The 5,388-nt window shown below is 38.5% G+C and carries 4 protein-coding genes; 3 read left to right on the forward strand and 1 reads right to left on the reverse strand.

Annotated elements, in window-relative coordinates; all coding sequences use genetic code 11:
* Nucleotides 1–276 precede the first annotated feature (276 nt).
* Together ACOVQ4_RS17985 and ACOVQ4_RS17990 are read left to right on the forward strand one after the other, a co-directional pair.
* Nucleotides 277–2,478 (forward strand): DUF5916 domain-containing protein, encoded by a 2,202-nt coding sequence (locus ACOVQ4_RS17985; RefSeq protein WP_421822000.1) that lies wholly within the window; start codon nt 277–279, stop codon nt 2,476–2,478.
* A gap of 84 nt (nt 2,479–2,562) precedes the next feature.
* Complete coding sequence (locus ACOVQ4_RS17990) at nt 2,563–2,919, forward strand: glyoxalase (RefSeq protein ID WP_421822001.1); 357 nt, start codon at nt 2,563–2,565, stop codon at nt 2,917–2,919.
* Here the strand turns inward: ACOVQ4_RS17990 and ACOVQ4_RS17995 are convergent.
* Entirely contained in the window at nt 2,895–3,749 is an 855-nt protein-coding gene (locus ACOVQ4_RS17995) for a DMT family transporter (RefSeq protein ID WP_421822002.1), read from the reverse strand. The genes ACOVQ4_RS17990 and ACOVQ4_RS17995 overlap by 25 nt on opposite strands.
* A gap of 120 nt (nt 3,750–3,869) precedes the next feature.
* Here ACOVQ4_RS17995 and ACOVQ4_RS18000 point away from each other — a divergent pair, with 120 nt between their 5' ends.
* Nucleotides 3,870–4,904: a threonine aldolase family protein gene (locus tag ACOVQ4_RS18000; RefSeq protein ID WP_421822003.1), complete on the forward strand. Its 1,035-nt coding sequence runs from the start codon at nt 3,870–3,872 to the stop codon at nt 4,902–4,904.
* The last annotated feature ends 484 nt before the right edge of the window (nt 4,905–5,388 follow it).

Genomic DNA, 5,388 nt, shown 5'->3' on the forward strand with positions numbered 1-5,388 from the left:
AGATTTTGGTTAGGTGTTTAGGCGCAAGGCAATGAGTGTTAAAATGTTTCTAAATAACCACAGCCATGCTATTTTCAAAAGTCCACCACCAAAAGCCCAAAGAACAATTTTGAATTTTATTTTGCCCATGGACTTAAAATCAAATCAGATACGTACATTATCCCTGTTTCAATTGCCATTCAACACAAATTTACAGCGCCTTTTAACGAGTTTTTTAAACTTTGTTTTTCCAAAAAATTAACCTCTTTCTTCCATCAACAAGTAAATTTTATCAATATGTTAAAGCTTTTACAGCTAGGAAGTTTTTTGCTTCTCACCCAATCGATATTAGCACAAAATACCTTTACCCCACAACATCCTCGCCAAAAAACCATTGCAAAGAACATTACTAAACCCTTGAAAATAGATGGCAAATTGGATGAGTCAGAATGGGAAAAGGCACCTTCGGTAAGGCTCGAATTTGAGGTAGAACCGCATCAAGGTCAAAAAGCCAAACAAAACACTTCGGTCAAACTACTTTACAATAAGGATTTTCTGTATATCGCTGGTATTTGTCATGATTCTTTAGGAAAAAAGTTTTTACGTGCCCCTGATTTTCGTAGAGATTTTGAACCACGCAACCACGATTCTTTCGGGGTAACTATTGATGGTTTCAATGACAAACGTAATGCCATGACGATGATTACCAACCCTTACGGTACTCAGCGAGATTTGCTTGCCTTCGACGACATCCTCTACGACGAAGATTGGGATGGACTTTGGCGAGTACGCACTTCTCGCTCAGACTCAGGCTGGGTAGCAGAGATAGCTATTCCTTGGCAAACTTTGCGCTATCCCAAAAATCAACAAATACACGCTTGGGGAATCAACTTTTTCAGAAATCGTCGCTATAGTAATTCTACCTACACTTGGTCGCCCTATCCTCGCTCCTTTTCTGTCAATCGTATGGAATATGCAGGGGTCCTGGATAGCCTTTTAGCACCTCCACCTTCTGTGACCAATATACGTGTTATTCCTTATATGCTCTATGCTTTTGATCATTATAAAGGCTCCGAGTATGAAAAGCAAGGTGGCTCGGGTTCGTTCAAAACTGGTGGCGAAATCAAATGGGCGATTAATCCCAATACGGTTTTAGACCTGACCTTCAACACAGATTTTGCCCAAGCCGACGCAGACCGACAGGTTAATAATGTGACAAGATTTTCTGTTTTTTTTCCTGAAAGAAGACAGTTTTTTCTTGAAAATGCTTCTTTATTTGGTGTAGGGCTATCTCCCATCGAAGATTTGGCGGGTGGTGCTATGCGTATTCAACCATTTTTTAGTAGAAGAATTGGCTTAGATGCCAACGCCCGCCCTGTGCCCATTGAAGTAGGTGCAAGAATGGTCTATCGCTCTGAGAAAAGGAATTTTGGCGCCATTGCCATTCGTCAGCATGACGGCGGAAGTATTGGTAATACCGACTTTTTTGTAGGAAGATTTTCGGAAAACATTGGCTCTCAAAACCGTATTGGAGCACTTTTTACCCTCAAAAACACCAATGATTATAACAACCTGACAGGTGCTGTAGACGGCTTCTTCCGCTTGTCTAATGTGCTTTCGTTGAGTTCAATGGCGATGTTTTCTAAAAACTCCAACGAAGCGAATACGGGCTTAGCGGCCTATAATCAGTTTCATTACCGAAACAATCAAATTGTGGCATGGTACACACAGTCGTATGTAGGAAAGAACTATAATCCCGAAATGGGCTTCGTCTCCAGAAACGATGTACTGAGCAACACTCCCGGGTTTTATTTGACCGTTCGTAAACCTTGGTTGCCCAAATGGGTTCGTAGCTTCGAGCCTGGGGTATTTATTGAATATTACCACCAAGCCTCCACTGGCAACTTGCAGGAGCGTCAACTTAATTTTAATCCAATTTGGGTCAATCTTCAATCTGGTGGTTTTGCAGGAATTTTTTATGCTAACTATTATCAAAGACTCGACGAATCTTTTGCACCACTTGACATCGAAATCAAACCTGCTGAATACAATTACAATCGCTATACACTTTATTTGGGTAGCGACCAGTCGAAAAAGATTTCTTATTTCCTTAACCACGAACGAGGAGGATATTATGATGGAAGCTTGAACTATACCTCTTTTAGCTTAAGACTGGCACCTTCGCCTCATTCGTCCTTTAATTTAGGTTTTGAAAACAATGAGTTTAAGGAAGTAGGCGTATTGAAAGAATCTAAAAGTGTGCAGCTTTACAGCATAGAAGGACGTTTGGCACTAAATCCACGATTACAATTGATTGGTTTTTATCAAAAAAATACCCAAAACAATCGAGATACTTTCAATGTTAGATTTTCGTGGGAATATCGTCCACTTTCATACATTTATTTGGTATTCAACCAAAGAGGATTTACTGGTACAGATTTTACCAAACAACAAGAACAACATTTGATTAGTAAAATATCTTATTTGAAGCAGTTTTAGGTAAAAGTTCAGGGAGAAAAATTAACATTTTCTCCCTGAATATTCTCAAGAAGTAAAGACTCTGGAAAGTACAAAAAAGTATTTATGCGTCCAGAAATCATCACACAGCCCAGCGAGTCTGTTTTAGAAAACTTTCAGAACCAAACGCTCAGACCTATTCTCAAGCAACAGAATGAGCTATTACTCACTATTTTCAGACAATATGCTACAGTTAGAAAAGGGGCTTTTTTCAAACTATCAGAAAAAGAGCAATTAGACTATATTAGTCATTCGGTAAAGCGAGATATGAAATTCAAGCATTACCTTGAAGGTATCATTGCAGGGCATTTTACACTTGAAGAATATCAACTTTTTCTAGAAAATGAAGAAGAATTGACCAAACGCCTTATCAATCTTTTGGTTCAGAGACTACAATCTCAATTGCGTTTACTGACCAAATAAATACCAAGCATTACAATCAGACCACCTACTATTTGTTCAGTTCTTAAAACTTCGTTGAGTAAAAAATAAGATATAACAGCCGTCAAAACGGGTTGGAGCAACAAGGTTGGTGACACCACCGCCGCAGGAATATGCCCCAAAGCATAATTGATAGACAACCAACCCACCAGATGGCAAATTATGCCCATTCCTACAAAAGCCCACCAAGTTTGGGTATCAAAACCGAGTAATTGCCAATCACCAAACCAACAAATTCCCCACGAAAGAATCAAACAAGGTATGAGCGACCAAGCCATAAAATTGACCGTATCTATTCCTCCGCGTACTTTTTGAGTCACAAGCATATATCCAGCATAAAATATAGCCGCCGTAATTGCCATTAGATGCCCAAGTCCAACACTTTGATTTTGAGCTAAATCTTTGCCTGCTACAATAAAAACACCTAGCAAAGAAACACATAATCCAAACCAATAGCGTCTTGAAAGCGATTGTTTGAAGAAAAACATAGCCCCCAAACCCACAAAAACAGAGGCATTATTAGCCAATAAAGTAGAAACAGAAGCCGAAGTTTTTAGTATAGAAATATTCCAGAAGGACATATCCAGCACAAATAAAAGTCCACCTAGACCAATCCAACGAAGCGTTTTTGCAGAAGGTACTTTTACACCTTTTACTAACCAGATAGGCAGCAAGCCTACAAAACAAAAAAAGTATCGGTAAAAACCAGAAGTGAGCGCTGGGGCATGTGCCATTTTGACAAATATTGCTGACCATGCAATACAAAACACGCCTAATAAAAGGCATAGATAAGCTTTAGTGAGTTGATTCAAGGTATTGATGAGTTTGGAAACAGAAGTAGTTATTTTTTCACTTCTCCAAAATTAAGTAAATTGCCGAAAATCTAGATAGCAATTTTTGTAAACAATACATTATCATCAACTACTAATCCCATGAGTGAACTAAAACCTTTAGAATTAAGAAGCGATACATTTACCAAGCCTACACCTGCCATGCTAGAAGCCATGTTTAGCGCAGAAGTTGGCGACGATGTTTTTGAAGAAGATACCACCGTCAAAAAGCTGGAAGCCAAAGCCGCTGAAATGTTTGGTTATGAAGCTGGATTATTCTGTACATCGGGTACAATGACCAACCAAATCGCCATTAATGTACATGTAAATCAAGGGGATGAAGTAATCTGTGACGCCCTTTCGCATGTATATCTGTACGAAGGTGGTGGTATTGCTTCCAACTCCTCTGCATCTGTGAATTTACTTCAGGGCAATAGAGGACGAATCACGGCTGAGCAAATCATCGATGTCATACAGCCAGACAATTTACACCATCCTGTTTCGCGATTGGTTTCATTAGAAAATACCGTAAACAAAGGCGGTGGTGCGTATTATGATATTCAAGAAATTGTAAAAATAAAGGAGATTTGCAAAGCTCACCACATGGCATTGCATTTGGATGGAGCACGTATTTTCAATGCCTTGGTCGAAACCAAAGAATCGCCAAAGCAGTATGGCGAGCTGTTTGACTCGATTTCTATCTGCCTTTCTAAAGGTCTTGGTATTCCTGTAGGTTCTGTATTATTGGGAACGAAAGAATTCATCACCAAAGCCCGTCGTGTGCGTAAACGTTGGGGAGGCGGTTGGCGTCAGGCAGGATATTTGGCGGCCGCAGGGATTTATGCTTTGGATAATCATATCGACAGACTTACGGAAGACCATCATCGAGCAAGAGCAATTGGTGCATTGATGTCTCAAAAATCAGAAGTTCTTGAAGTGTTACCAGTAGATACCAATATTGTAATTTTCACCTTGGATAATGGTATTTTATCTTCTGACTATGTCAAAAAATTGGCTGAGGTTGGTATCAAAGCAGCCACTTTTGGCAAGCACCAAGTTCGTTTTGTAACCCATTTAGACTTTACAGACCAAGATTTAGAAGAGTTTTCGGTAAGAATAAAAAAAGATATTTTGTAGAAATTAATTTTATCGCAATAGGCTTTAAGCTGTAGGCCGTAAGCACAGATCCAAAACCGATTCTAATGAAATTATGAATATGTATTGACTAAGTAGGAAAACGTTATTTGTTAACAGTTTATTGATTATGATTTTATTACAATAACAGATATACAGTTAACCTCATTACTGGACAAAACAAGAAAGTGAGATTGAGGTATATAGCCTTTTTCACTGATGATTTAAAAAACAGTTTAAAACTGTTAAAAAAATGAGTCCAAGACTAAGTCTTGAACTAGAGAACTTAATTTTGTCCAGTAATCAAACCTTTGCCCTAATTACTGGACAAAAAGAGAAAAGGTATTTAGACTTTTTGAATGAATGTTTAAAAACAGTTTTAAACTGTTTTTAAAAAATGAGTCCAAGACTAAGTCTTGAACTAGAGAACTTAATTTTGTCCAGTAATCAGACCTTTGCCACCAACTCCAACACAATTAACTCATTT

Source organism: Flectobacillus sp. (assembly GCF_049240685.1).
Taxonomy (GTDB): Bacteria; Bacteroidota; Bacteroidia; order Cytophagales; family Spirosomataceae; genus Flectobacillus.